This window comes from Mycobacterium sp. NS-7484 (assembly GCF_001953975.1).
In the GTDB taxonomy this organism is placed as follows: Bacteria; Actinomycetota; Actinomycetes; order Mycobacteriales; family Mycobacteriaceae; genus Mycobacterium.
On sequence record NZ_MBEJ01000016.1, the window covers coordinates 18888 to 40718 of the forward strand.

Here is a 21831-nt window from a genome sequence, read left to right on the forward strand (position 1 = left end):
CCTGTATGGAGGAAAGACGTTGGCCGACTTCGTAGCCGCGATCGACCAGGGCACCACCAGCACGCGCTGCATGATCTTCGATCACAGTGGTGCCGAGGTGGGGCGTCATCAGCTCGAACATGAGCAGATCCTGCCCAAGGCCGGGTGGGTGGAGCACAACCCGGTCGAGATCTGGGAACGCACCGCCGCGGCCATCATGACCGCGCTGAACAAGACCAACCTGTCCGCCGGTGACGTCGCGGCGCTGGGCATCACCAATCAGCGCGAGACCACCCTGGTCTGGAATCGGCACACCGGCCGTCCGTACCACAACGCCATCGTCTGGCAGGACACCCGCACGGACCGCATCGCCGCCGCGCTGGACCGGGACGGCCGCGGCGACGTGATCCGGCGCAAGGCCGGATTGCCGCCGGCCACGTATTTCTCGGCGGGCAAGATCCAGTGGATCCTGGAGAACGTCGACGGCGTGCGGCGGGATGCGGAAAACGGTGACGCCATCTTCGGCACCGCCGACAGTTGGGTGACCTGGAATCTGACCGGCGGCTACCGCGGCGGTGTGCACGTCACCGACGTCACCAACGCCAGCCGCACCATGCTGATGAACCTGGAAACCCTGGACTGGGATGACGAGCTGTTGTCGTTCTTCGACATTCCGCGTCAGATGCTGCCCGAGATCAAGCCGTCGTCATATCCGAAGTCGTTCGGGATCACCCGCGACGACGGGCCGCTGGCCGGGCAGGTGCCGGTGACCGGCATTCTGGGTGACCAGCAGGCCGCCATGGTGGGGCAGGTGTGCCTGGCCCCCGGTGAAGCCAAGAACACTTATGGCACCGGCAATTTCCTGCTGCTCAACACCGGCGAGAAGATCGTGCGCTCGTCCAACGGCTTGCTCACGACGGTGTGTTACCAGTTTGGAGATGCGAAACCCATTTACGCCCTTGAGGGTTCGATCGCGGTGACCGGCTCGGCGGTGCAGTGGCTGCGGGATCAACTGGGCATCATCAGCGGTGCGGCCCAGAGCGAGGCGCTGGCCCGGCAGGTCAGCGACAACGGTGGGGTGTACTTCGTACCCGCGTTCTCCGGGCTGTTCGCCCCGTACTGGCGTTCCGACGCCAGAGGCGTCATCGTCGGGCTGTCGCGGTACAACACCAACGCACACCTGGCCCGCGCCACCCTCGAGGCGATCTGCTATCAAAGTCGCGACGTGGTCGAGGCCATGGAGGCCGATTCCGGTGTGCACCTTGAGGTTTTGAAGGTCGACGGCGGCATCACCGCCAACACGCTGTGCATGCAGATCCAGGCCGACGTGCTCGGTGTCGAGGTGGTCAAGCCCGTGGTGGCCGAGACCACCGCGCTGGGTGCGGCGTATGCGGCCGGGCTCGCGGTCGGGTTCTGGGAGAGCCCCGAGGACCTACGGGCCAACTGGCAGGAAGGCCAGCGCTGGAGCCCACAATGGGATGACCAGGCCCGGCAGTCCGGCTACGCCGGCTGGCGCAAAGCCGTTGAGCGCACGCTGGATTGGGTGGAGATCTAGCGAGTAACCGAGATCTGACACGTCGTCAGAATGGACTTGAGTTCGTTCTGATACTGCGTACCGAGCAACGCGTGGTCGGCCTTGCGGCCACTGCCGGCCGCATCGACGATCTGTCCTGCGAGCTCACCCATCCGGTGTGCGTGCTGGGCGACCTCGCCTTTGGTCACCTGGTCGGCCTGCTCGCGGATGATCTTGGCCCAGTCCTGGTAGTCACCGGCCGTCGGTCCCTGGTTGGGGCCGACGGCCGGCATGAGGGCGCCGGTACTCACCAGGCTGGACTGCACGAGCGGATCGACCTGGCGGCAACCTGCGCTCCGGACGTAGGTGAGGGCCGTCGAGCCCACCACCGCCAGGACCGCCGAGAGAGCCGCGGCCGTCGCGATGGCCTGGATCTTCGGCTCGGCGTCGGGGACCCGGCGCCGCCACATCACGTGGGCGAGTACGACGGCGGCGACCCCGACCGCGGCCATCACGACCGCCTGCCACAAGCTCCCGACCCCAGAGGCCGAGCCGGTGGCGCCCATCGTCGCGACCGCCGCGAGCAGGACCAATAACCACTGCCAGATGCCGCGCCGGCGCTCATAGGCGTCGACATCACGGAATTCGAGTCCGATGACGGCGCCGGCTGCGGTCAATACTGCGACGAGCGCCGGTACGACGACGGCGACGAGACTGTCCACGAGGGCAGCCTACGGGGTGGCCCAAACCGGCCGGATTCGTTGACGGCTGCCGCTGGTGTATCGCGTTCTAGTTCGGGGCCGGCTCTATGTGGAGGATTACGGTCAGTATTGAGCAGTAACCCGCCACATAGAGTCTGTCTAAGCATCGTGAATAGCATTGCGCCTCACCTGTTCGCGCGAACAAGCGAGCTAGCCGCGGCTACTCCTCGGCCAGGACCTGGTAGATCTCGCGGCGGGCGTTGTTGACGATGTCGAGGATGCGTTGGCGCTGCTCCTCGGTGGCGGCATAGGCCGACTGACCGACGGCCGTCATCAGCTGCGCGGCGGCCCCGTGCAGGTTCTGGTGGCCGGGGGTCTCGTCTTCCTGATCCGCCAAAATCTGCTCCCACGGCGGGGTGTCGATCTCGGCGGCGGCCTGACGGCCCTCTGCCGTCAACTCGAAAGTCTTCTTGCTGCCCTCGGTTTCGGCCGGGGCAATCAGGCCCTCGTCGACCAGCAGTTGCAGGGTCGGGTACACCGAGCCGGGGCTCGGCTTCCACAGGTTGTTGCTGCGGGCGGCGATCTCCTGCGTCATCTCATAGCCGTGCATGGGCCGCTCGGCCAGCAGGGTCAGGATGGCGGCACGGACGTCACCGCGGCGGCCCCGTCGGCCACCCCGGCCGCCGCGACCCCGCGGGCCACCGAAAGGTCCGCCGAACGGTCCGCCGCCGAAGGGGCCCGGACCGAAGCCGAAGCCGAAGCCGCCGCGCGGTTCGAATCCGGACCCGGCCTGGCAGGTGGGATCGATGCGTTGCTCGCGGGCGGCGTGGGCCTGGGCGCGCATCTGGTCACGGAGATCGCGACGGGCGGTGCGGGCCTGGCGGAACATGGCGCGGGCTTCTTCGCGGCCAAAGGGCACGAATCCGAAGCCGCCTGGTGGGTTGAATGGGTTGGTCATTGGAATGACTCCTTCGTTGTCGTAGGGAGCGCGGTGCGCGCTTCCGATGCGTCAACGATATATCGGGATCTATCGCTTGTCGATAGTCTTCGTGAGCCACCGGGCCCACTCGGCCTGCATGGTGTTGAGGCGCAGGCCGTATTCCAGGACGGCGTGCCCGTAGAGGTCGTCGGCATCGGGCCAGGGGATGGATGCCTCCAGTTCTTTGAGGCGTGCGACTTCGGCGTCGGCGTGCGCGGCCATTGCCTCCAGGTGGGCGAGTGCCAGCTCACGGGGTATTTCGCCGAGCAGGAACAACCGCAGCAGGGCGGCGCTGCGCTCGGGTGGGTCGTCGGCGGGGTGGGTGATCCAGTGCTGCAACTCGCTGCGGCCGGCGGGCGTGATCCGGTACTCCTTGCGGCCGCGTGGCCCGACGGCCGAGACCTCGATCAGGCCGGCGTCGGCGAGCTTGTTGAGCTCGCCGTACAGCTGGCTCTGGGTGGCCGGCCAGACGTTGGCCATCGACTTCTCGAACCGCTTGAGCAGGTCGTACCCGCTGCCCGGGTGCTGTGCCAACAGGCCAAGTGTCGCCGTCCGCAGACTCATGAGGGCAGTCTACAGTCCACTATTGACATGTCAGTTTTGGAATGTCACCGTGAATGCATGACTTCCGCACTGCCCATCGGTCAAACCGACTTCTTCCGGCGCGGCAATTACGCGCCCGTCGCCGACGAACTCACCGAATACGACCTGCCCGTCGATGGCGCGATTCCCGCCGAACTCGACGGCTGGTACCTGCGAAACGGGCCCAACCCGCGCCAGGCGGGGCAGCACTGGTTCACCGGCGACGGAATGATCCACGGTGTCCGCATCGAGAACGGCGCGGTCAAGTGGTACCGCAACCGCTGGGTGCGCACCGACAGCTTCATCGAGGACTTCCGGTTGTACAACGCCGACGGCACCCGCAACCTGCGCGCCTCCGTCGCCAACACCCACGTCGTCAACCACGCGGGCAAGACCCTGGCGCTGGTGGAATCCTCACTGCCCTACGAGATCACCAACGACCTGGAAACCGTGGGCGCCTACGACTTCGGCGGCAAGCTCGTCGACTCGATGACCGCGCATCCCAAGATCTGCCCGACGACCGGCGAGCTGCACTTCTTCTCCTACGGCAGCATCTTCGAGCCCTACGTCACCTACCACCGGGCCGACGCCGATGGCGACCTGATCGTCAACCGACCGGTGGATGTCAAGGCGCACACCATGATGCACGACTTCGCGATGACCGCGAGCCACGTCATCTTCATGGATCTGCCGGTGGTCTTCGACCTGGACGTCGCAGTGGCCGAGGGCGAAAGCGGCATGCCCTACCGCTGGAGCGATGACTACGGTGCCCGGTTCGGTGTGCTGCGTCGCGACGATCCGGACGCCTCGATCCGGTGGTTCGACATCGATCCGTGCTACGTGTTCCACGTCGTGAATAGTTACGAGGCAACGCCTCCGAATGACAATTCGATTGTGCTGCAGGCGGTTCGATACTCCGAGATGTGGCGCAATAACGGTGGTTTCGATGTCGAAGGCAAGCTGTGGGAGTGGCGGATCGACCTGGCGGCCGGAACCGTCCGCGAACGCCAGCTCGACGAACTCGGGGTCGAGTTCCCCCGCATCGATGATCGGCTGGCCGGTCTGCCTGCCAAGTACTCGGTGTCCGTCGCGGACAAGGCCTGGATCCGCTACGACCTGCGCACTGGTGCAGGCGTCCGTCACGAGCTCGGCTCCGGCGGACCGGGGGAGGCGGTGTTCGTGCCCGGGGCGGGCCAGGCCGACGAGAGCAATGGCTTTTACCTCGGCTATGTCTACAACCCGGAGCGCGACGGCAGCGACCTGGTGATCCTGGATGCGTCCGACTTCTCCGGAAAGCCCGTGGCGACCATCAAACTGCCGCAGCGTGTGCCCTACGGGTTCCACGGGAACTGGATCAGCGCCTGAACTCCCGCGAAAGTGACGCTATGGTCGTTACGCGTCGAAAGTTACGACCACAGCGTCACTTTCGCGATCACCCCCTGCGAAATGCCGTCGCCACGATCCCGGCGGCCGCCAATGCCAGCACTGCCGCGATGATCGCCGTGGGCGCGATACCCGAATCGAACGCCGTGCGGGCCGACTCCAGCAGCTGGGCGGAGGTCGCCGCAGGCACGTCTGCCGCCACCGAAACCGCCCCGCCGATGCTCTCACCGGCGTCGGCGGCCTGCGTCGGGGTCAACCCCGCCGGCACCTGAATGTTGTTGCGGTAGAACGCCGTGAAGATCGTGCCCAGCGTCGCGGTGCCCACCACTGCGCCGAGCTCGTAGGCCGTCTCCGAGACAGCCGATGCCGCACCGGCTTTGGCGGCCGGAACGGACGCGACGATCGTGTCGTTGGACACCGTCTGCGAGATGCCCACGCCGAGTTCGAGCACGACGAAGGACACGATCACCGCGACCACCGAGAGATCGTGGCGGAACAGCAGGATCAGGAGGAACCCGGCCGCCACGAAAATCAGCCCGGTGATCATCAACGTCTGCGGGGCAAAACGTTTCGCGGCCTGGACCACCGCGATGCCGGCGATCATCGACACCACCGCACCGGGCAGCGTCACCAGACCCGCGGTCAACGGCGACAGAGCCAGCACCAGTTGCAGGTGCTGCGAGATGAAGAAGATGAACCCGATCAACCCCACGATGGACAGGAAGTTCGCCAGGATCGACGAGCTGAAGGGTCCGTAGGAGAACAGCCCGATGTCGAGCATCGGGGTGGCGCTGCGCCGCTGCCGGCGAACGAACAGCGCCGCTGAGCCGATACCGGCGACGAACGCCGCCGCGACGACGACGGAGAAGCCGTCATGGGCAGCGGTTTTGATCGCCCAGACGAACGGCAGCATCGCGGTGAAGGACAACACCACGCTGGTCAGATCGAGCGGGCCGGGATTGGGGTCACGCGATTCGGGCACCAGCTTGGGACCCAGGATCAGCAGCGGAAGCAGGATCGGTACGGCCACCAAAAAGACCGAGCCCCAATGGAAATGCTGCAGCAGCGCACCGCCGACGATCGGACCCAGGGTCGATCCGGCGGTGAAGCAGGAGGCCCAGATCGCGATCGCGAGCCGGCGGGCCGACGCGTCGGTGAAGATGTTGCGGATCAGCGACAGCGTCGACGGCATCAGCATGGCGCCGAACACGCCGAGCACGGCGCGCGCGAGCACCAGGTGCTGAGCACTCGGCGCAAACGCGGCCGCGACGGACATCACCGCGAAACCGGTGGCGCCGATCAACAGCAGCCGCCGCCGGCCGAACCGGTCGCCGAGACCACCCATGGCGACCAGCAGCGCAGCCAACACCAGGGAGTACACGTCGACGATCCAGAGTTGGGTGGAGGCCGGGGGCCGGAAATCCTCGGCGATCGACGGCAGCGCGAACGCCAGCACGGTGTTGTCGATCGCGATCAACAGCACCGGCAGCGTCAGGACGGCCAGGGCCAGCCAGGCGCGTTTGGGGGTGGTGGTCGACGGCGAGCCGTCGAGGCGGGTGGACATTCGAGGAGCTCCAGAAGAGTGGGGTCAGCCGCGCGGGAGATGCACGGTGCCCGCGGTGAGGCTGGTCATGATGGCGTCGACGATTTGATGGCGCGGGGTGCCGTCCTGCTTGGCGGCTTCATAGCCGGCATCCAGCAGGGCCCAGAACACGCGGCGGGCCCAGCCGGGCGGGTACGGCGGGTACTCGGGCCGGTCCACCGAGGCTCGGTTGAGTACCTCGACGATGGCCTCGTCGCCGGTGTCGAGGTGCGCCGCCAGTTCACGGTCGGCCAGGATCGACGGCTCGCTGTAGACGAACAGCACGATCGGGCCCAGGTCGAGTTGGCTCTCGACCACGCGGCGCAGCGCGTCGTAGGCCGGCCCATGCGTGGGATCCGCACGATCGATGGCCGCGTTGCTGAGTTCGTGCACGTGGCGGGCCAGGGCGCGCAACAGGTCCGTGCGTTCCGGGTAGTACCGGTGCACCGTGCTGCGGCCGACGTCGGCGGCGGTGGCGATGTCGGTCAGTGACGCCGACGGATTGTCGGCCAGCGCCGTCATGGCGGCATCGAGGATCGCCCTGCGGGTGCGTTCCCGCGCCCCGCTATGCACCACTGCCGAACTGGTCATGCGTGAAAATCTAACATATCTGGGCCAAAATGAGACAGTGATGTCCCACAGATCTACCCCGGCAGCGTGAACCCGCTGGTCGGCGGTGGGGGCGGATAGCTGGGGTACGGCGCCGGGAACGCCATCGGTTGGGCCGGTGGCAGTAACCGGGCCAGGGCGCGGCGGTGCCGTTCGGCCAACACCGCGGCCAGCACGTACTCCACCGGCGCGCCCGGTGGCGGTGGCGGCGAGATGCGAGAGGCAATCTCGGCGAAGATCCGCTGGCCCATCTCGTGGCGGATCTGCGGATCGAGCTGTGCCGAGCGGGACAGGAACTGCCGTGCCAGTTCGGCCTGCTCGGGGCCGAGGCCGGACAGTTGAAGTGAGGACGCCCACCAAGCCAGGGGCGGCGGCATGACCGGTGGCGGATTCAGCTTCGGTCCGCGTTCACTGATCACCACGGTGCCGGCGAAGATGTCGCCCAGCCGCTTGCCCTTGGCGGACAACAGACTGCAGATCACCGCGGGACCGCCGGTGAGCATCCAGATCTCGACGAAGCCGGCCAACCCGCGAAACAGGGCCTGGCGGAAGCGTTCCGGGCCGCCGTCGTCGGCCACGACCCGCAGCCCCAGCGCCATCTTGCCCAACGACCGGCCCCGCGTCGCGGTCTCCATCACCACCGGATAACCGACCAGGGCCAGCACCGTGAAGATGATCAGGATCGCCGCCGACAGCGCGTCGTCGAGCTGGCTCAGCGTGATCGACCACAGCACCACGCCGATGACATAGCCGACGACGACCACCACGATGTCGATCAGGGCGGCCAGCGTGCGCACCGGCAACTGGGCGATCGCGACGTCGAGGACGACGGCGTCCCCGGTCACCACCGGCGCGGGCTGCGAGACCATAAAGCCCCACGCTACCGATAGGCTCGACCGGGTGGATGTCGATGCGTTCGTCGTGGCCCATCGCCCCACCTGGGACCGGTTGGAGCAGTTGGTAAAACGACGCCGACAGTTGAGCGGTGCCGAAGTCGACGAGCTCGTGGACCTCTATCAGCGGGTCTCCACGCATCTGTCGATGGTGCGTTCGGCCTCCGGCGATGCGGTGTTGATCGGTCGGTTGTCCGGTCTGGTGGCCCGGGCCCGCGCCGCGGTGACCGGTGCGCACGCCCCGCTGTGGCGCGAGTTCGTCCGGTTCTGGACGGTGTCTTTCCCGGTGGTGGCCTACCGGTCCTGGCGGTGGTGGCTCGGCTCGGCGGTGGCGTTCTTCATCGTGACCGCGGCGCTGGCGCTGTGGGTGGCGGGCAATCCCGAGGTGCAGGCCGCCATCGGAACGCCCAGCGCGATCGACGAATTGGTCAACCACGACTTCGAGTCGTACTACAGCGAGCACCCAGCCGGATCGTTCGCCTTGCAGGTCTGGGTGAACAACTCCTGGGTGGCCGCCCAGTGCATCGCCTTCGCGATCCTGCTCGGATTACCCATCCCGTACGTGCTGTTTCAGAACGCGGCCAACCTCGGGGTGATTGCCGGGCTGATGTTCAGCGCAGGCAAGGGCGATCTGTTCCTCGGGCTGATCACCCCGCACGGGCTGCTCGAGCTGACCGCGGTGTTCCTGGCCGCGGCGGTGGGAATGCGGTTGGGGTGGACGGTGATCGCGCCCGGGGACCGACCCCGCACCCAGGTACTGGCCGAACAGGGACGTGCGGTGGTCGCAGCCGCGATCGGTCTGGCGGTCGTGCTGTTGGTCTCCGGCCTGGTGGAAGCCCTCGTGACGCCATCTGCGCTGCCCACGTGGGCGCGGATCGCCATCGGCGTCGCCGTCGAGGTCGCCTTCCTGGGCTACGTGTTCCACTTCGGCCGGAAGGCCGTCCGGGCCGGGGAGACCGGCGACCTCGAAGACGCCCCAGACGTGGTCCCGACGGGCTGATTTCTTCGCCGAGCAGACGTAAAAACGTACTTTTCGCAGCGAAAATTGACCGGTTTGCGTCTGCTCGCGGAAGAAAACTAGAGCTTGCCGGCCGCCTTCATCGCCAGGTAGTGATCGGCCAGGGCGGGCGCGAGATCTTCGGGGCGGGCATCGACCACATCGACACCGTGGCCGCGCAGCCGCGACGCGATGGCCCGGCGGTCATTGCGGGCCCGTTCGGCAGCGGCGGCGTCATACACCTGGGCGGCATCGGAACGGCCCGCCGCCAACTGGTCCACCCGCGGATCGGCCACCGCTGCCAGCAGCACCTGATGGCGTGCCGACAGCTGCGGCAACACCGTCATCAAGCCCTCGTCCAGCGCCGAGGCGTTCAGATCGGTCAGCAACACCACCAGGGCGCGGCCCCGCACCCGGCGCGACACCGCCGACACCATGGCCGTGGCGTCGGATTCCACCAGGGCGGGCTGCAGCGGCGCCATTGCCGCGACCAGCGCGGCCAGCAGTTCGGCGCGCGAGGCATTGAAGACGCCGGCGCGGGTCTCCCGGTCGATGGCCAGGAAGTCAAGGTGATCGCCGGCCCGCGACGCCAGGGCGGCCAGCAGCAGCGCGGCGTCCATCGACCAGTCCAGCCGCGGCCAGCCGCCCGGGTCCCGCGCGGTGGGGTCGACACCGACGCGGCCGGCCGAGGTACGGCCGGTGTCCAGCACGATCACCACCCGACGGTCGCGTTCCGGGCGCCAGGTGCGCACCACCACGTCGGCCCGGCGGGCAGTGGCGCGCCAATCGATCGAACGCACGTCGTCGCCGACGACATACTCACGCAGCGAGTCGAATTCGGTGCCCTGGCCGCGGATCAGCACCGGGATGGCGCCGTCCAACTGCCGCAGCCGGGCCAGCCGCGACGGCAGGTGCTTGCGGGACAGGAACGGCGGCAGGACACGCACCTGCCCGGACAGCGATTGTGAGCGTTGTCGCGCGGCCAGACCCAGTGGGCCGATCGAACGTATGGTGACCAGCTCGCAGCGTTGATCGCCACGCCGTACCGGATTCAGTCGGGTGATCAACCGAACCTGTTGGCCCGCATCGATGTTCACCTGGTGGGCGCGCGGTTGCGCTGTGGCGCTGGGCGGCCAGGCGTCGCGGATGGCGCCGCGGACCCGGCGCCGGCCGGTGTTGCGCACGGTGATGACGGCATCCACGGTCTGACCGAGCCGCGCCGTGGCCTCGCCGCCGCGGGCCAGATGCAGCCCTCCGATACCGCCGGCCAGTGCGACATCAGCGATCACCGCGACGACCAAGAGCGCCGCCAACACCGCGAAAGCCGTTGCCGGCCAAGGAGCCAACGCGATCGGCAGCACACAGATCAGTGCCACCAGACCCACGCGGCCGGTGAGAACCATCAGCGCGGCACCGGTACGGCGGCCAGGATGCCGTCGAGCACACCGTCGGGCGTGGCGCCTTCCAGCTCGGCTTCCGGACGCAGTGCCACCCGGTGGCGCAGTGTGGATCGGGCCATCGCCTTGACGTCGTCGGGCGTCACGTAATTGCGGCCGGACAGCCAAGCCCAGGATCGCGAGGTGGCCAGCAGCGCGGTCGCCCCGCGCGGTGACACGCCAAGTTGCAGCGACGGCGAATGCCGGGTGGCGCCGACGATGTCGACGATGTAGCCCAGCACTTCGTCGCCGGCCAGCACCTGACGCACGGCTTCGCGACCGGCCGCCAGCTCGGCGGCCCCGGCCACCGGTTGCACCGCGGACAGATCACGCGGGTCGAAACCGTGCGCATGCCGGCCCAGGATCGCGATCTCGGCATCGCGCGGAGGCAGCGGCACGGTCAGTTTGAGCAGAAAGCGGTCCAGCTGTGCTTCGGGCAGCTGATAGGTGCCCTCGTACTCGATGGGGTTCTGGGTGGCCGCCACGATGAACGGGTCCGGCAGCGGACGGGGCGTGCCGTCGACACTGACCTGTCGCTCTTCCATCGCTTCCAGAAGTGCGGCTTGGGTTTTCGGTGGGGTCCGGTTGATCTCGTCGGCCAGCATCAGGTTGGTGAACACCGGGCCGGCCCGGAACTCGAACTCGGCGGTGCGTGCGTCGTACACCAGCGAACCGGTGACATCGCCGGGCATCAGGTCCGGGGTGAACTGCACGCGTTTGAAATCCAATTGCAGGGCGGCGGCCAGGGTGCGCACCAGCAGGGTCTTGGCCACCCCGGGCACACCCTCCAGTAGCACGTGGCCGCGGCACAGCAGCGCGACGACGAGCCCGCTGACCACGGCATCCTGCCCGACCACCACTTTGGCGATCTCGGCACGCAGCGCCATCAGGGCGTCGCGGGCCTTGTCGGTGTTCTCGTTGCTGGGCTGAGTCACGAGTGCGCGACCTGCCTTTCGATGTCGTCGAGTTGGTGGGCGAGGGAGACGAGTTCGGCATCGGTCTGCGGGGCGGGCCCGAACAGCACCTGACCCGCGGAGTTCGTCGCAGTACCGCAGCGCGCGGCGACGGCGGCCGCGACGGTCTGCGGGGCGGCCCCCGGGCTCAGGCCGAGTCGGGGGAGGAGTCGCCCCAGTGTGGCGGCGCGCAACGCGTCGGCGGCCCGGTCCCGCGCGCGCCGCGACCGGTAGAGCCGCCCGCGGCCCTCGACGGTCTCGGAGGCACGGACCACGACCGGCAGCGGTTCGGAGACCAGCGGGCCCAGCCGCCGAGCCTGGGCCACCGCCAGCACGGCCACGACCAGACACAGCTGCAGCACGATCCAACGCACCTGCGGCGGCACCAGTTCCGACACCGTGCCGTCGCCGGACGAGCCGGCTTCGAAATGCTGTGGGGCATACCAGATCATCCGTGGGGAGGCGCCGGCCAGGTTCATCGCCAGTGCGGCGTTGCCGTCCTTGAGCAGGCGCGAGTTCATCATGAAGTCACCGGTGCCGACGACCGTCACGGTGCGGGCCCCATCGTGGTAGCGCACCAGCGCGCCGCCGTAGCACGACGTCAGCTCGACGTCCCGGGCGGTGTAGGTGTCGGTGCTGCCCAGCTGGGTGCGGCCGGCCCGGTTCGCTTCGGGCAGTGCGCAATCCGGCTGATCACCGCCGAACTCCGTCGGCTTGTCGAGCTTGAGCTGCGGGGCCAGCTTCTCGCGGGTGAGTGCCGTCGGTGCGACGAGCAACAGATCGCCGGGGACGTCGGCCAGCTTCGCCATGGTGTCCTCACCGGACAGAAAGACCGTCTGTGCCACCACCAGCAACGTGTGAGGCCGGGCGGCGCGTTGCACATCCTCGGTCGTGGCGGCGGTGATCACCTCGACGCCATGGTCACGCAACAGGCTGATCAGGGCGTGCGTCCCGTCCGGCGAGGTGGAGTCAGGATCCATCGCCCCGCCGGGGCGCGGCGCGGTCAGATAGACGGTCGCGACAGCCACCGCGACGATGACCGCGAAGGCCAGCAGCACCCAACGCGTCGTGCGTAAGCGTCCCTTCATCGCACCCCGGCCTCATCGAGCGCGGCAATGGCCCGGTAGGCGGATTCAGTACCCGGCTGTTCGCCGTACGTGACGTCGTTGAATGTGGTTGCTGCGCTGAACAGTTCACTCGACAAGCCGGGGAGCGCGGCGGCGGCGTCGCGGGCGAGTTCCGTCGCGGTGCGTCCCGGAACCGGATCGAGGAGGCCGGTCTCTTCGAAACGGCGCGCCAGTGCGCGGAGCCGATGACGAATGGCTGACGACCAGTCGCCTTGTGCCGCATACTGTTCGGCGATCGAGCGGTGCTGTGCGGCACTGAGCGTCGCATTGTCGAACAACGCGGGGTCGGTGCTGCGGTCAGTGCGCATGGTGCGTCGGGCAATCCGCACCGCCACCACCACGGCCACCACGACCAGGATCGCCAGCACCGAGATCGTGAACCAGCCACCGGGCATCCGCGAGCCCGCCGAGGCGACCTTGTACAGCAGGTCGTTGAGCCAGTCACCGATCTGATCGGTCGGTGTGGCCCGCGGATAGATCGGTTTGCTCAGCTCGTTCTGCGCGGCGTCATGCGCAGCGTCCCGGTCGATGTCGATGGTCGTCATCTCGGCACTACCGCGGCAACCACAGTCGATCGGCGGTCTCGGCGGGGGCCACGGCCCCGGTCTGCAACATCAGATCGAACGCCTCGGCCCGGAAGCGGCGGTCGGCATACAACAGCACCACCACGCCCGCGCTGAACGGCGCCGTGACGATCTGTCCGATGGCCGCGCCGACCGAGCCCAGGACCAAGCCGGGGAGCGACGGTCCGTCGGCCATGAAAGACATGGTCTCGCCGGCGATGTTGAACGGCGCACCGACACCCCAGGCGATGATCGAGGCCACGAAGGTGGCCAGCACCCAGATGCCGAACACCCGCCAGAAGTCCTTCTTCACCAAGGCGAATGACCGGGCGATCGCCGCAACGATGCCACGTTGCTCCAACACGATCACCGCAGGCGCGAACAACAACACCGTCGACACGTAGAGCACCGCGACGAGCGTGAGGAACACCAGGGGCGCACCGACCGCGAACGCTGCCAAGGCGCCGACGGCGGCACCCGCGCCGGCGATCATGACGGCCACCGCCGCGATGACCACGACCAGTGCCAGACCTTGCAGGATGCTCAGCCCGATGAGCGCGGGCAGCCGGCCGCGCAGCCGCTGCCAGGCCTCACCGATGGTGATGGTCCCGCCGAACACCGAGCGGCCGATCACCACGGTGAGCATTCCGCTGAGCAGAAGCGAGGCCAGCGTGGTGACGACGACGCCGGCGAACGCTCCCCCGGCGAAGACCGCCACCGTGCCAGCCGACGGCGGCTCACCCTGCAGCGTGGAATCGAATTCACCGAGGGCCGACATCGGCCCGACTTGCAATGCGAGCGTGATGATCTGCGCGCCCAGCACGACGATGGTGGCCAGCCCGAGCGTCGCCTTCGGATTCGTCCGGACGTAGGCCACGGCGCCGTTGAAGATGTCGGTCAGGCTCAGCGGACGAAGCGGGATGACGTCACCTGCCGAGAAGTGGGCAAGGTGTGGCCGACCGCTCGTCATACGTTCACCGTAGTTGCCGGCAGCAACTACGGTGAGGGCATGCCGACCGAGATCATCGTGCGTGGGTCCTTTTCCGCTTTTCAGCCGCCCGAACGTGCGACGGCGCATGTCACGCTCGGTTACGAAGGCCCGGCGATCGAGCCGGTGTACGAGCGGTTGGTACGCGATCTGGATGCCGTGAAAACCTCGATCGCCCCGCTGCACGATCCCGCGGCCGGGCCGGTCACCTGGTGGTCCACCGGGCAGGTCCGCACCTGGGCCAACCGGCCCTGGAACAACGAGGGCAAGCAGTTGCCGCTCGTGCACCACGCCAGCGTCGGCCTTGAGGTGAAGTTCAGCGATTTCACCGCCCTGTCGCGGTGGGTCGGCGGGCACGTCACCGAGACCGGCGGATTCTCGTTGTCCCGCATCGGATGGGCGTTGACGGCCGAGCATCGCGCCGAACTCGTCGCCGACGTGCACACCCGCGCGGTGCAAGACGCCGTCACGCGCGCCCAGCGTTACGCCGACGCATTGGATCTCGGGCCGGTGCGACCGGTGACCATCGCCGACGCCGGCATGCTCGGCCGCAGCCCACTGTCGTCGTCGGGCCCGCCGATGCTGCGCGCCGCGGCCGCCCCCGGTGGGATGGGCGGAGCACCCGAACTCGATTTCACCCCGGCCGACATCGAGGTCGCGGTCTCGGTGGACGCGAAATTCGTGGCGGGCGCGGACTGATCGCGGCGTAGGTTGACGCTATGGCCGACCTCAAGGACACGCTGCGTGCCGATCTGACCGACGCGATGAAGTCTCAGCACAAGCTGCGCACCGCCACGCTGCGCATGGTGCTGGCCGCGATTCAGAGCGAGGAGGTCTCGGGTAAGCAGGCCCGTGAGCTGTCCGACGCCGAGGTGATCGCCGTGCTGGCTCGGGAGTCGAAGAAGCGCGGTGAGGCAGCGCAGATCTACACCCAGAACGGTCGGGGTGAGTTGGCCGCCAACGAGCATGCCGAGGCGCGCGTCATCGACGAGTACCTGCCGACGCCGCTGACCGACGCCGAGCTGGCCGACGTCGCCGACACGGCGATCGCTCAGGTGGCCGAGCAGATCGGAGAACGTCCCGGCATGCGGCAGATGGGTCAGGTGATGAAGGCTGCCACGGCCATCGCCGCGGGCAAGGCGGACGGCGCACGGCTCTCCGCGGCGGTCAAAGCCCGGCTCTGAAGACGTTTGGGACGGCGGTGCCCGGGTACCCGCCGCCGATCCGACCCGTTACTCAGCCCTTGGAGGTACCCGGGATGTTCGTTCACAACAAGGATCTGCAATTCGAGGTTCGGGTCACCGAGCCCGACCCACGCTTCGCCAGCCTGCTGCAGGAGCAATTCGGCGGTGCGAACGGCGAATTGAAGGCCGCCATGCAGTACTTCACGCAGGCGTTCGTGCTGCGCGAGAAGAGCCCCAAGATGTACGACCTCTTCATGGACATCGCCACCGAGGAGTTGTCTCACCTGGAGATGGTCGGCTCGATGATCACGATGCTGCTCGACGGGCTCAACGACGACCTGAAGATCGCCAACGAGCGATGTGACTGGATGCCCGCGGTGGGCAACGCCGACGGCCGGGACCAGATCATCCACAGCGTCGCCGTCAACCCGCTGTACTTCGCGCTCACCGGCGGCGGGCCCGATATGAAGGATTCGGCGGGCGTGCCGTGGAGCGGCTCCTACGTCAACTCCAACGGCGATCCGTCGGTGGATCTGCGCAGCAACCTGGCCGCCGAGTCTCGGGCCAAGATCGTCTATGAATATCTCAAGCAGTTCACCGACGATCCGGGCGTACAGGACACCCTGACCTTCCTGATGACCCGCGAGGTGGCCCACTTCCAGCAGTTCACCGCGGCGCTCAACGAACTGCCGGTGAACTTCCCGCCCGGGCAACTGCCGGGCGACGACCGGTTCCAGAACGTCGCGTTCAACATGTCCAACGGCACCGGCGATGCGCGCGGTCCGTGGAACCAGGGCCAGGGACCGTGGCCCGAGGGTATGAAGTGGAAGTACGTCAACAAGCCGCAGGAAGAGTGGCTCGGCGGCAAGCTGCGCCAGAACCAGGGGGCGAAGAAGAATCCCGAGGGCAGCCCCGCCGTGGACAGCGAAAAGCCGTTCACCCACGAACAGCATTCTGCTGCTTTGTAATTCGACGAATTCTACGATTGACGGCCGACGCTCCCGGGGGCGTCGGCCGTCAGCGATGGTTCGGGGCTGTCAGTGGACCTGGGGGTCTGGTGGGTTGTCCTCGTCCCGGCCGGTCGCGGCGTCTCGGACGTGGTCCATCATCGCGGCCGCGGCGCCCATCGTCTTCTGGACTGTTGAGTTCGACGGGGTGTCCGGGTGCGGCCGGGTGGGTGCGATCTTCTTGGCCTGCTCGAGCTTGGCGCCGAGTTTCTCGCGTTCCTCGGCATCGACGGCGGCCTCGAACTTCGGCCACACCACCTCCTCCTCGAACGCGATGTGCTCGCGGCCCACTTTCACGAATTCGCGGAGTGCGTCGTGATAATCGGGTTCGCCGGGTTCGCCGTCTTCGAGCCGCTGCAACAGCTCCTTGCCGGCCTCTTCCTGCTCGATCGCCTCATCGGCCAGCTCGTCGCCGTTGTCGAGCACGTCGCGGACCATGGGCCAGAATATCTGCTCTTCGATGGCCTCGTGCTGGGATTCGGCGATGATCAGGTTGGTCACCATGGTGGCCAATCCGCTTTCCTGCGCGCCCGGGCCGGTCGGCGCGCCGTCGAGGACCTCGAGCATGCCCAGCACGCTCTTGTGGTCCTGACGCAGAAATGTCAGTGCATCCATAATTCGTTGCCCTTCGTGGTCGGGACTCTTCGTGTCGGGAGAATTCGGGGCGCATACCCGCGGGGGTGGGGTTGAAACGCGCGCCGACGGGTATGTGAAGGCACATGCCAACGGGTAAGGGGATCTACGACGAAGAGCACCGTGACAACAGCGGTGACAAGCCCGATCGGAAGAAAGAGGTTCCGGAGGACACCCCGGACGTCCAGAGCGCCAAACACAACACGCAGGAGCCTCCCGACTGAGTTGCCGGCGCGTCGCTACTCGGCGTCCCGCCCGATCCGGCTCTTGCGGTAGGCGACGCGGCGAACGTCGGCCAGCCAATCGGGGACGAGGGTGACCCCGGCCGCGCGGTGCAGTACCGGATCGAAAGCCACATCGCGATCGTGCGGCAGCTTCTGACGCAGGGACAGCCGCGCCAGCGGCTCGAATTCGCCGCTGGCGGCGCACTGTTCGATGTCGAACTCCATGCCGCCGCGTTCCAACTGGCTGCTCACGCTGTCCAGGCACAGCCCGGCGCCGTCGAACTCGGTACGCAGCTTGGCCCGCAGCCACCACACCTTGCCCTCGTACCGCAGCGGCATCACGCTGGAGAACGTGATGCCCGACCAGGAGTTGGCGGGCCACAGCAGGAAACGATTGCCGCCCAACGTGGAAGCCAGCAGCACATCCCACGGTGTGCCCGTCAGCTGCGGTGGCATGCGCCAGGCCAGGCCGACGATGTCGGGCACCGAATCCGGTGTCCCCACTCCTTTCGACAGCCGCCCGATGACGTCGCACGAATACAGCGGCAGGCCTCTGCCGTCGGGCGCGGTCCGGTTGAGCGAGCCCCGTGCCAGGACACCGGTCGGGTGGAACAGGCGCCGGTGCCGCACCGCGGCGCCGAACTCGACTGGCCAGGCTGCGACATCGGAGATCTTCATTGCCACCGACTGCCCGCCGTGACGGTGTTGCAAACGTGCGGGCTAATCCTGGGCGATTCGCCAGAGCGCTTCCTGGTTGACACTGGCGATCAGCGTGCCCGCCTCGTCGTAGAGCGAGCCGCGGGCCAGCCCGCGGGAATCGTTGTGGTTGGCCGGCCGCAATTCGTAGCGGTGCCAGTGATGCGGCCGAAACGGTCGGTGAAACCAGATCGAGTGATCCAGGCTGGCGGCGAATCCGAGATCGGCCCGCAGGGTGACGGTCGGCGGCAGCGCCGAGGGCACCGGCCCGAGGTCGGACAGAAAGGTCAGAGTGCAGGCCCGGATCAGCGGGTCGTCTTCGATCTCCTGCTGGGTGCGGATCCAGAACGGGGAGACCGCGAATTCGGAGTCGTCGGCGGGCATGGTGCGCAGGTCGAACTTGTCACCGAAATCCATCACCTCGGATTTGGGGACGGCCGCGTCCAGCTCCAGGGTGGGCGGAGCATCGGGATACCAATCCAACCCGGGCTCGGGTTGATGGAACGAGACCATCATCTCCAGGATGACCGCCCCGTCCTGGCTGGCGGTCACATGGCGGGTGGCGAACGCGCGTCCGTCGCGGGTGCGGTCGACGTGGAACTCGACGTCGGCGTCGTAGCGCCCGCCGCGGACGAAGTAGGTGTGCAGCGACTGGGGCAACTTGCCGTCGTCGATGGTGGCGCCGGCCGCGGCCAGCGACTGCGCCGCGATCAGGCCGCCGAACAGCCGCTCGACCGCGCCCCGACGCGGTTCGCGGATACAGAAGTCGTCGCCGTCGCGGTCAAACTGCAACAGTTGGGCGATCCAGCTCAACGCGGCCATCCGGCGACGCTATCAACCGCTTGGTTGGGCGGATCGGGTGGGATTGGAACCGCTGCCAAAGGGTACGCCCCAGACCGTGACTTCGACATTGAGGACATTGAGGACATCGAGCGACCGCATCACCGTCCGCGATCCACACACCGGCGAGGTCGTGAGCCGCGTTTCCGTCACCGAGCCCGCCGCCGTCGACCGGGCGGTCAGCCGTGCCGCGAAAGCCCGCTCGGAATGGGCCAGGACAGCGCCGGCGGACCGGGCCGCCGCGGTGGCCACCGCCGCCGAGGTGGTTCGGGCGGCGGCCGACGAACTCGCCACGCTCAACGAACGTGAGACCGGCAAGACCGCTGCCGATTCCCTCGGTGGCGTACAGGCCGGGGTGGGCACGCTGCGGCAGTACGCCGAACTCGGCCCGCTGCACCGCGGTTCGACCCTGCAGGGCGGTTGGTCGGCCACCGACCTGATGGTTCCCCAGCCGCGTGGCGTCGTGGCGGTGCTGACGCCGTGGAACGATCCGGTGGCAGTGGCTGCCGGTCTGCTCGGCGCGGCCTTGGTGACGGGAAATACCGTGGTGCACAAGCCAAGTGAGCGTTGCCCGCAGACCGGCCGGCGGTTCGCCGAGTTACTGGCGACTCAACTGCCCGACGGTGTGCTGGAGATCGTCGACGGGGACGGTGAGGTCGGCGCCCAGCTGGCGGCCTCGCCGCAGGTCGACGTCGTCGCGCACGTCGGCAGCAGCGCGACCGGCCGGCAGATCACACTGGCCTGCGCGCAGCGCGGGGCCAAGGCCCTGCTGGAAAACGGCGGCAACGACGCGTTGATCGTCGACGCCGACGTCGACCCACAGTGGGCGGCCGAGCAGGCCGCGCTCGGAGCCTTCGCCAACGCCGGGCAGATCTGCGTCTCGGTGGAGCGCATCTTCGTCGTCCAATCACTGGCCGAGCCGTTCATCGAGGCGCTCGTCGCGCAGGCGGGGGAGTGGGCCGAGAAGATCGGCCCCCTCGTCGACGAACGGCACTGCCAACAAGTCCACGCCCAGGTCACCGACGCGGTCGATCGCGGCGCACAGGTGCGCGCCGGCGGTGAGCCCAGGCAGGGGCCCGGCAGTTTCTATCCGCCCACGGTGTTGACCGAATGCACCCCACAGATGCTCGTGATGAGCGAGGAGACGTTCGGCCCGATCGCCCCGGTACGCGCGGTGCCCGACTTCGCCACCGCATTGACCGAAGCCGCCGACGACCGGTACGGCCTGGCCGCCACCGTGCTCACCAACGACATGAGCCACGCTCAAGAAGCCTGGCGGGCCCTGCCGGTCGGCACCGTGAAGATCAACAATGTCTTCGGCGGCGCGCCCGGCGGTGCAGCCGAGCCGCGACGGGCCAGCGGATCCGGCTTCGGTTTCGGCCCCGAACTGCTCGACGAGATGACGGCGATGAAGGTCGTCCATTGGTCGGCGCCGGAATCCGGTGACTGATCGAGCGGCGGTAACCCGGCTCACACGCAGGCGTGTGCGATAGTCGCCCTATGGGGAGCGCCGATCACCTCCTCGCCAACCGCTACGAATTACGCGGCGTTCTCGGTCGCGGCGGCATGGCCGAGGTGCGCGATGGCTGGGATACCAGGCTGTCGCGGCCGGTGGCGATCAAACTGCTCCAACCGGGCCTGGCCGCCGATGTGGTGATGCGGCGCCGGTTCGAAGACGAGGCTCGCGCCGCCGCGGCGCTGAACCACCCCAACATCGTCGTCGTGCACGACACCGGGGAGCATCACGGCACCCCGTTCCTCGTGATGGAGCGGTTGCCCGGGCCGACCCTGGCCGACGAGATCGCGGCCGGGCCGCTGACGAGTGACCGGGTGCGCTGGGTGCTCGCCGACCTGCTCGGTGCGTTGACCGCCGCGCACGGCGCCGGCATCCTGCATCGCGACATCAAGCCGGGCAACGTCCTGATCTCTGCCACCGGCAACGCCAAGCTTTCCGACTTCGGCCTCGCCAAGACCGTCGGCGCGGCCCACACCCAGGCCGGCATCGTGTTCGGCACCCCGGATTACCTGAGCCCGCAACGGATCACCGGCCAACCGGCGTCGGTGTCCGACGACCTGTATGCGCTCGGAGTGCTCGGCTACGAGGCGCTGACCGGGCGGCGACCCTTTGACCGGGGGAATCCGATCGCCACGATGCGTGCGGTTGTCGACGAGGCGGCGATGCCGCTGCTGATGGTGCGCCCGGATGTCGATCCGGCGCTGGCCCACGTGCTGGAATCCGCGATGTCCCGGGACCCGGCCTATCGCTTCCCCGATGCCGCTTCCATGCGGGCTGCGCTTTCAGGGGCCTCGCCTCCGCGGCCCGCCACCCTGGTGTTACCCACGCCGCTGCCGCCTCGTCGCTCCAGGCTGCGCCTTGCGCTCGGGACCCTCGCGGTCATGGCTGCCGTCATCCTCGGTGCCGTTCTGCTCATCGCCGACCCGCCACCTCAGCGGGCACCCGTCACTCCGGGGACTCCGTCGGTCGCGCCAGCGGCGCCTGTCGCGCCTGTTGAGCCTGTTGAGCCGACCGTGCCGGTGGCCACGAGCATCCCGACCGTGCTACCGACCATGCCCGAGGACGCTGGGGATCACGGCAACGGCAAGGGGCGCGGCCACGGCAAGGGACACGACAAGAAGAACCGCCCGCATGAGTGACGTCGTTGCCGCGGACGTCAGCTCAACCCGTTCGAGCAATTGCGTGTGTGCGGCACCGGATTTTTTCGGCGGCGCGAAAACGGGGGCCTCATTCGGCGGGACGATGTGACCGATGACATGGCTGTGCCGCGTGATTGCAGTACGTCGTCCCCGTCTCGACGTCGGCCAGAACGTATGTCGAGTTCTGGCTGCAGCTGACCCACTGTCACCGTCTTCATGAAGTCGACGCGGGGTTAATGGCCAAAATGTGTGTACAGAATCGCTGATTTATGACCGTTGACCTCCCCTGATAGGGGTCCGAACATGC

The 21831-nt window shown here is 67.8% G+C and carries 23 protein-coding genes; 9 read left to right on the top strand and 14 right to left on the bottom strand.

Annotated features, from left to right (window positions below; translation table 11 throughout):
• Positions 1–19: 19 nt before the first annotated feature.
• Positions 20–1534: a glycerol kinase GlpK gene (glpK, locus tag A5733_RS03350; protein WP_076239077.1), complete on the top strand. Its 1515-nt coding sequence runs from the start codon at positions 20–22 to the stop codon at positions 1532–1534.
• Here glpK and A5733_RS03355 read toward each other — a convergent pair.
• From A5733_RS03355 to A5733_RS03365, 3 genes are all read right to left on the bottom strand, one after another.
• Positions 1531–2214 carry a hypothetical protein gene (locus A5733_RS03355; protein ID WP_076239078.1) on the bottom strand — a complete coding sequence of 228 codons (684 nt, stop codon included), beginning with the start codon at positions 2212–2214 and terminating at the stop codon, positions 1531–1533. The genes glpK and A5733_RS03355 overlap by 4 nt on opposite strands.
• A 199-nt stretch (positions 2215–2413) precedes the next feature.
• Positions 2414–3151, bottom strand: coding sequence for a PadR family transcriptional regulator (locus A5733_RS03360; protein WP_076239079.1), 738 nt, complete (start codon positions 3149–3151; stop codon positions 2414–2416).
• A gap of 69 nt (positions 3152–3220) precedes the next feature.
• Complete coding sequence (locus A5733_RS03365; RefSeq protein ID WP_076239080.1) at positions 3221–3736, bottom strand: PadR family transcriptional regulator; 516 nt, start codon at positions 3734–3736, stop codon at positions 3221–3223.
• A gap of 57 nt (positions 3737–3793) precedes the next feature.
• On the opposite strand from A5733_RS03365, the gene A5733_RS03370 reads away from it, so the two are divergent.
• Positions 3794–5119 carry a carotenoid oxygenase family protein gene (locus A5733_RS03370; protein ID WP_076239081.1) on the top strand — a complete coding sequence of 442 codons (1326 nt, stop codon included), beginning with the start codon at positions 3794–3796 and terminating at the stop codon, positions 5117–5119.
• Between the two features lie 67 nt (positions 5120–5186).
• On the opposite strand, the gene lfrA is transcribed toward A5733_RS03370, so the two are convergent.
• From lfrA to A5733_RS03385, 3 genes are read right to left on the bottom strand one after another with little or no spacing between them, the layout of a single operon-like run.
• Complete coding sequence (gene lfrA, locus A5733_RS03375; protein ID WP_076239082.1) at positions 5187–6701, bottom strand: efflux MFS transporter LfrA; 1515 nt, start codon at positions 6699–6701, stop codon at positions 5187–5189.
• A gap of 24 nt (positions 6702–6725) precedes the next feature.
• Positions 6726–7310: a TetR/AcrR family transcriptional regulator gene (locus tag A5733_RS03380; protein WP_067769688.1), complete on the bottom strand. Its 585-nt coding sequence runs from the start codon at positions 7308–7310 to the stop codon at positions 6726–6728.
• 53 nt (positions 7311–7363) lie between these two features.
• Entirely contained in the window at positions 7364–8197 is an 834-nt protein-coding gene (locus tag A5733_RS03385) for an RDD family protein (protein ID WP_076239083.1), read from the bottom strand.
• A 31-nt stretch (positions 8198–8228) separates the two neighbouring features.
• Here A5733_RS03385 and A5733_RS03390 point away from each other — a divergent pair, with 31 nt between their 5' ends.
• Positions 8229–9221: a stage II sporulation protein M gene (locus A5733_RS03390; protein ID WP_076239084.1), complete on the top strand. Its 993-nt coding sequence runs from the start codon at positions 8229–8231 to the stop codon at positions 9219–9221.
• Between the two features lie 77 nt (positions 9222–9298).
• Here the strand turns inward: A5733_RS03390 and A5733_RS03395 are convergent, their stop codons facing one another.
• The 5 genes from A5733_RS03395 to A5733_RS03415 are packed head-to-tail and all read right to left on the bottom strand — an operon-like array spanning position 9299 to position 14267.
• Positions 9299–10621, bottom strand: coding sequence for a DUF58 domain-containing protein (locus tag A5733_RS03395; RefSeq protein WP_076239085.1), 1323 nt, complete (start codon positions 10619–10621; stop codon positions 9299–9301).
• Positions 10621–11541 (bottom strand): MoxR family ATPase, encoded by a 921-nt coding sequence (locus tag A5733_RS03400; protein ID WP_233152606.1) that lies wholly within the window; start codon positions 11539–11541, stop codon positions 10621–10623. The genes A5733_RS03395 and A5733_RS03400 overlap by 1 nt, the downstream gene beginning before the upstream one ends.
• Positions 11542–11585: 44 nt before the next feature.
• Entirely contained in the window at positions 11586–12695 is a 1110-nt protein-coding gene (locus tag A5733_RS03405) for a DUF4350 domain-containing protein (protein ID WP_076239087.1), read from the bottom strand.
• A complete protein-coding gene (locus A5733_RS03410; RefSeq protein WP_076239088.1) occupies positions 12692–13279 on the bottom strand; it encodes a DUF4129 domain-containing protein in 588 nt (195 codons plus the stop codon). Before A5733_RS03410 ends, A5733_RS03405 begins: the two co-directional genes overlap by 4 nt.
• Positions 13280–13286: 7 nt before the next feature.
• A complete protein-coding gene (locus tag A5733_RS03415) occupies positions 13287–14267 on the bottom strand; it encodes a hypothetical protein (RefSeq protein ID WP_076239089.1) in 981 nt (326 codons plus the stop codon).
• A gap of 39 nt (positions 14268–14306) precedes the next feature.
• Here A5733_RS03415 and A5733_RS03420 point away from each other — a divergent pair, with 39 nt between their 5' ends.
• The 3 genes from A5733_RS03420 (at position 14307) to A5733_RS03430 (ending at position 16437) form a co-directional block, all read left to right on the top strand.
• A complete protein-coding gene (locus A5733_RS03420; RefSeq protein WP_067769705.1) occupies positions 14307–14984 on the top strand; it encodes an SIMPL domain-containing protein in 678 nt (225 codons plus the stop codon).
• Positions 14985–15004: 20 nt separating this feature from the next.
• Complete coding sequence (locus tag A5733_RS03425) at positions 15005–15469, top strand: GatB/YqeY domain-containing protein (RefSeq protein WP_076239091.1); 465 nt, start codon at positions 15005–15007, stop codon at positions 15467–15469.
• A gap of 74 nt (positions 15470–15543) precedes the next feature.
• A complete protein-coding gene (locus A5733_RS03430) occupies positions 15544–16437 on the top strand; it encodes a manganese catalase family protein (RefSeq protein WP_076239092.1) in 894 nt (297 codons plus the stop codon).
• A gap of 69 nt (positions 16438–16506) precedes the next feature.
• Here A5733_RS03430 and A5733_RS03435 read toward each other — a convergent pair whose 3' ends face one another.
• Positions 16507–17091 carry a hemerythrin domain-containing protein gene (locus A5733_RS03435; protein WP_076239093.1) on the bottom strand — a complete coding sequence of 195 codons (585 nt, stop codon included), beginning with the start codon at positions 17089–17091 and terminating at the stop codon, positions 16507–16509.
• A 104-nt stretch (positions 17092–17195) separates the two neighbouring features.
• On the opposite strand from A5733_RS03435, the gene A5733_RS27645 reads away from it, so the two are divergent.
• Positions 17196–17333 carry a hypothetical protein gene (locus A5733_RS27645; protein WP_198938718.1) on the top strand — a complete coding sequence of 46 codons (138 nt, stop codon included), beginning with the start codon at positions 17196–17198 and terminating at the stop codon, positions 17331–17333.
• Positions 17334–17348: 15 nt separating this feature from the next.
• Here A5733_RS27645 and A5733_RS03440 read toward each other — a convergent pair whose 3' ends face one another.
• Together A5733_RS03440 and A5733_RS03445 are read right to left on the bottom strand one after the other, a co-directional pair.
• On the bottom strand, positions 17349–18011 hold the full coding sequence (locus A5733_RS03440; RefSeq protein ID WP_076239094.1) for a phosphodiesterase: 663 nt from the start codon (positions 18009–18011) through the stop codon (positions 17349–17351).
• A gap of 42 nt (positions 18012–18053) precedes the next feature.
• Positions 18054–18851: an acyl-CoA thioesterase II gene (locus A5733_RS03445; protein WP_067769713.1), complete on the bottom strand. Its 798-nt coding sequence runs from the start codon at positions 18849–18851 to the stop codon at positions 18054–18056.
• A gap of 118 nt (positions 18852–18969) precedes the next feature.
• Here A5733_RS03445 and A5733_RS03450 point away from each other — a divergent pair, with 118 nt between their 5' ends.
• Positions 18970–20319, top strand: coding sequence for an aldehyde dehydrogenase (locus A5733_RS03450; protein ID WP_076239099.1), 1350 nt, complete (start codon positions 18970–18972; stop codon positions 20317–20319).
• A 50-nt stretch (positions 20320–20369) separates the two neighbouring features.
• A complete protein-coding gene (locus tag A5733_RS03455; RefSeq protein WP_076239095.1) occupies positions 20370–21524 on the top strand; it encodes a serine/threonine-protein kinase in 1155 nt (384 codons plus the stop codon).
• Positions 21525–21831 lie beyond the last annotated feature (307 nt).

Bases quoted from the DNA above. Each gene is read 5' to 3' on its own strand.
- A5733_RS03360 (WP_076239079.1), bottom strand. From the start codon at position 3,151: ATGACCAACCCATTCAACCCACCAGGCGGCTTCGGATTCGTGCCCTTT.
- A5733_RS03365 (WP_076239080.1), bottom strand. From the start codon at position 3,736: ATGAGTCTGCGGACGGCGACACTTGGCCTGTTGGCACAGCACCCGGGC.
- A5733_RS03370 (WP_076239081.1), top strand. From the start codon at position 3,794: ATGACTTCCGCACTGCCCATCGGTCAAACCGACTTCTTCCGGCGCGGC.
- lfrA (WP_076239082.1), bottom strand. From the start codon at position 6,701: ATGTCCACCCGCCTCGACGGCTCGCCGTCGACCACCACCCCCAAACGC.
- A5733_RS03380 (WP_067769688.1), bottom strand. From the start codon at position 7,310: ATGACCAGTTCGGCAGTGGTGCATAGCGGGGCGCGGGAACGCACCCGC.
- A5733_RS03385 (WP_076239083.1), bottom strand. From the start codon at position 8,197: ATGGTCTCGCAGCCCGCGCCGGTGGTGACCGGGGACGCCGTCGTCCTC.
- A5733_RS03395 (WP_076239085.1), bottom strand. From the start codon at position 10,621: ATGGTTCTCACCGGCCGCGTGGGTCTGGTGGCACTGATCTGTGTGCTG.
- A5733_RS03400 (WP_233152606.1), bottom strand. From the start codon at position 11,541: ATGGCGCTGCGTGCCGAGATCGCCAAAGTGGTGGTCGGGCAGGATGCC.
- A5733_RS03405 (WP_076239087.1), bottom strand. From the start codon at position 12,695: ATGAAGGGACGCTTACGCACGACGCGTTGGGTGCTGCTGGCCTTCGCG.
- A5733_RS03410 (WP_076239088.1), bottom strand. From the start codon at position 13,279: ATGACGACCATCGACATCGACCGGGACGCTGCGCATGACGCCGCGCAG.
- A5733_RS03415 (WP_076239089.1), bottom strand. From the start codon at position 14,267: ATGACGAGCGGTCGGCCACACCTTGCCCACTTCTCGGCAGGTGACGTC.
- A5733_RS03420 (WP_067769705.1), top strand. From the start codon at position 14,307: ATGCCGACCGAGATCATCGTGCGTGGGTCCTTTTCCGCTTTTCAGCCG.
- A5733_RS03425 (WP_076239091.1), top strand. From the start codon at position 15,005: ATGGCCGACCTCAAGGACACGCTGCGTGCCGATCTGACCGACGCGATG.
- A5733_RS03430 (WP_076239092.1), top strand. From the start codon at position 15,544: ATGTTCGTTCACAACAAGGATCTGCAATTCGAGGTTCGGGTCACCGAG.
- A5733_RS03435 (WP_076239093.1), bottom strand. From the start codon at position 17,091: ATGGATGCACTGACATTTCTGCGTCAGGACCACAAGAGCGTGCTGGGC.
- A5733_RS27645 (WP_198938718.1), top strand. From the start codon at position 17,196: ATGCCAACGGGTAAGGGGATCTACGACGAAGAGCACCGTGACAACAGC.
- A5733_RS03440 (WP_076239094.1), bottom strand. From the start codon at position 18,011: ATGAAGATCTCCGATGTCGCAGCCTGGCCAGTCGAGTTCGGCGCCGCG.
- A5733_RS03445 (WP_067769713.1), bottom strand. From the start codon at position 18,851: ATGGCCGCGTTGAGCTGGATCGCCCAACTGTTGCAGTTTGACCGCGAC.
- A5733_RS03455 (WP_076239095.1), top strand. From the start codon at position 20,370: ATGGGGAGCGCCGATCACCTCCTCGCCAACCGCTACGAATTACGCGGC.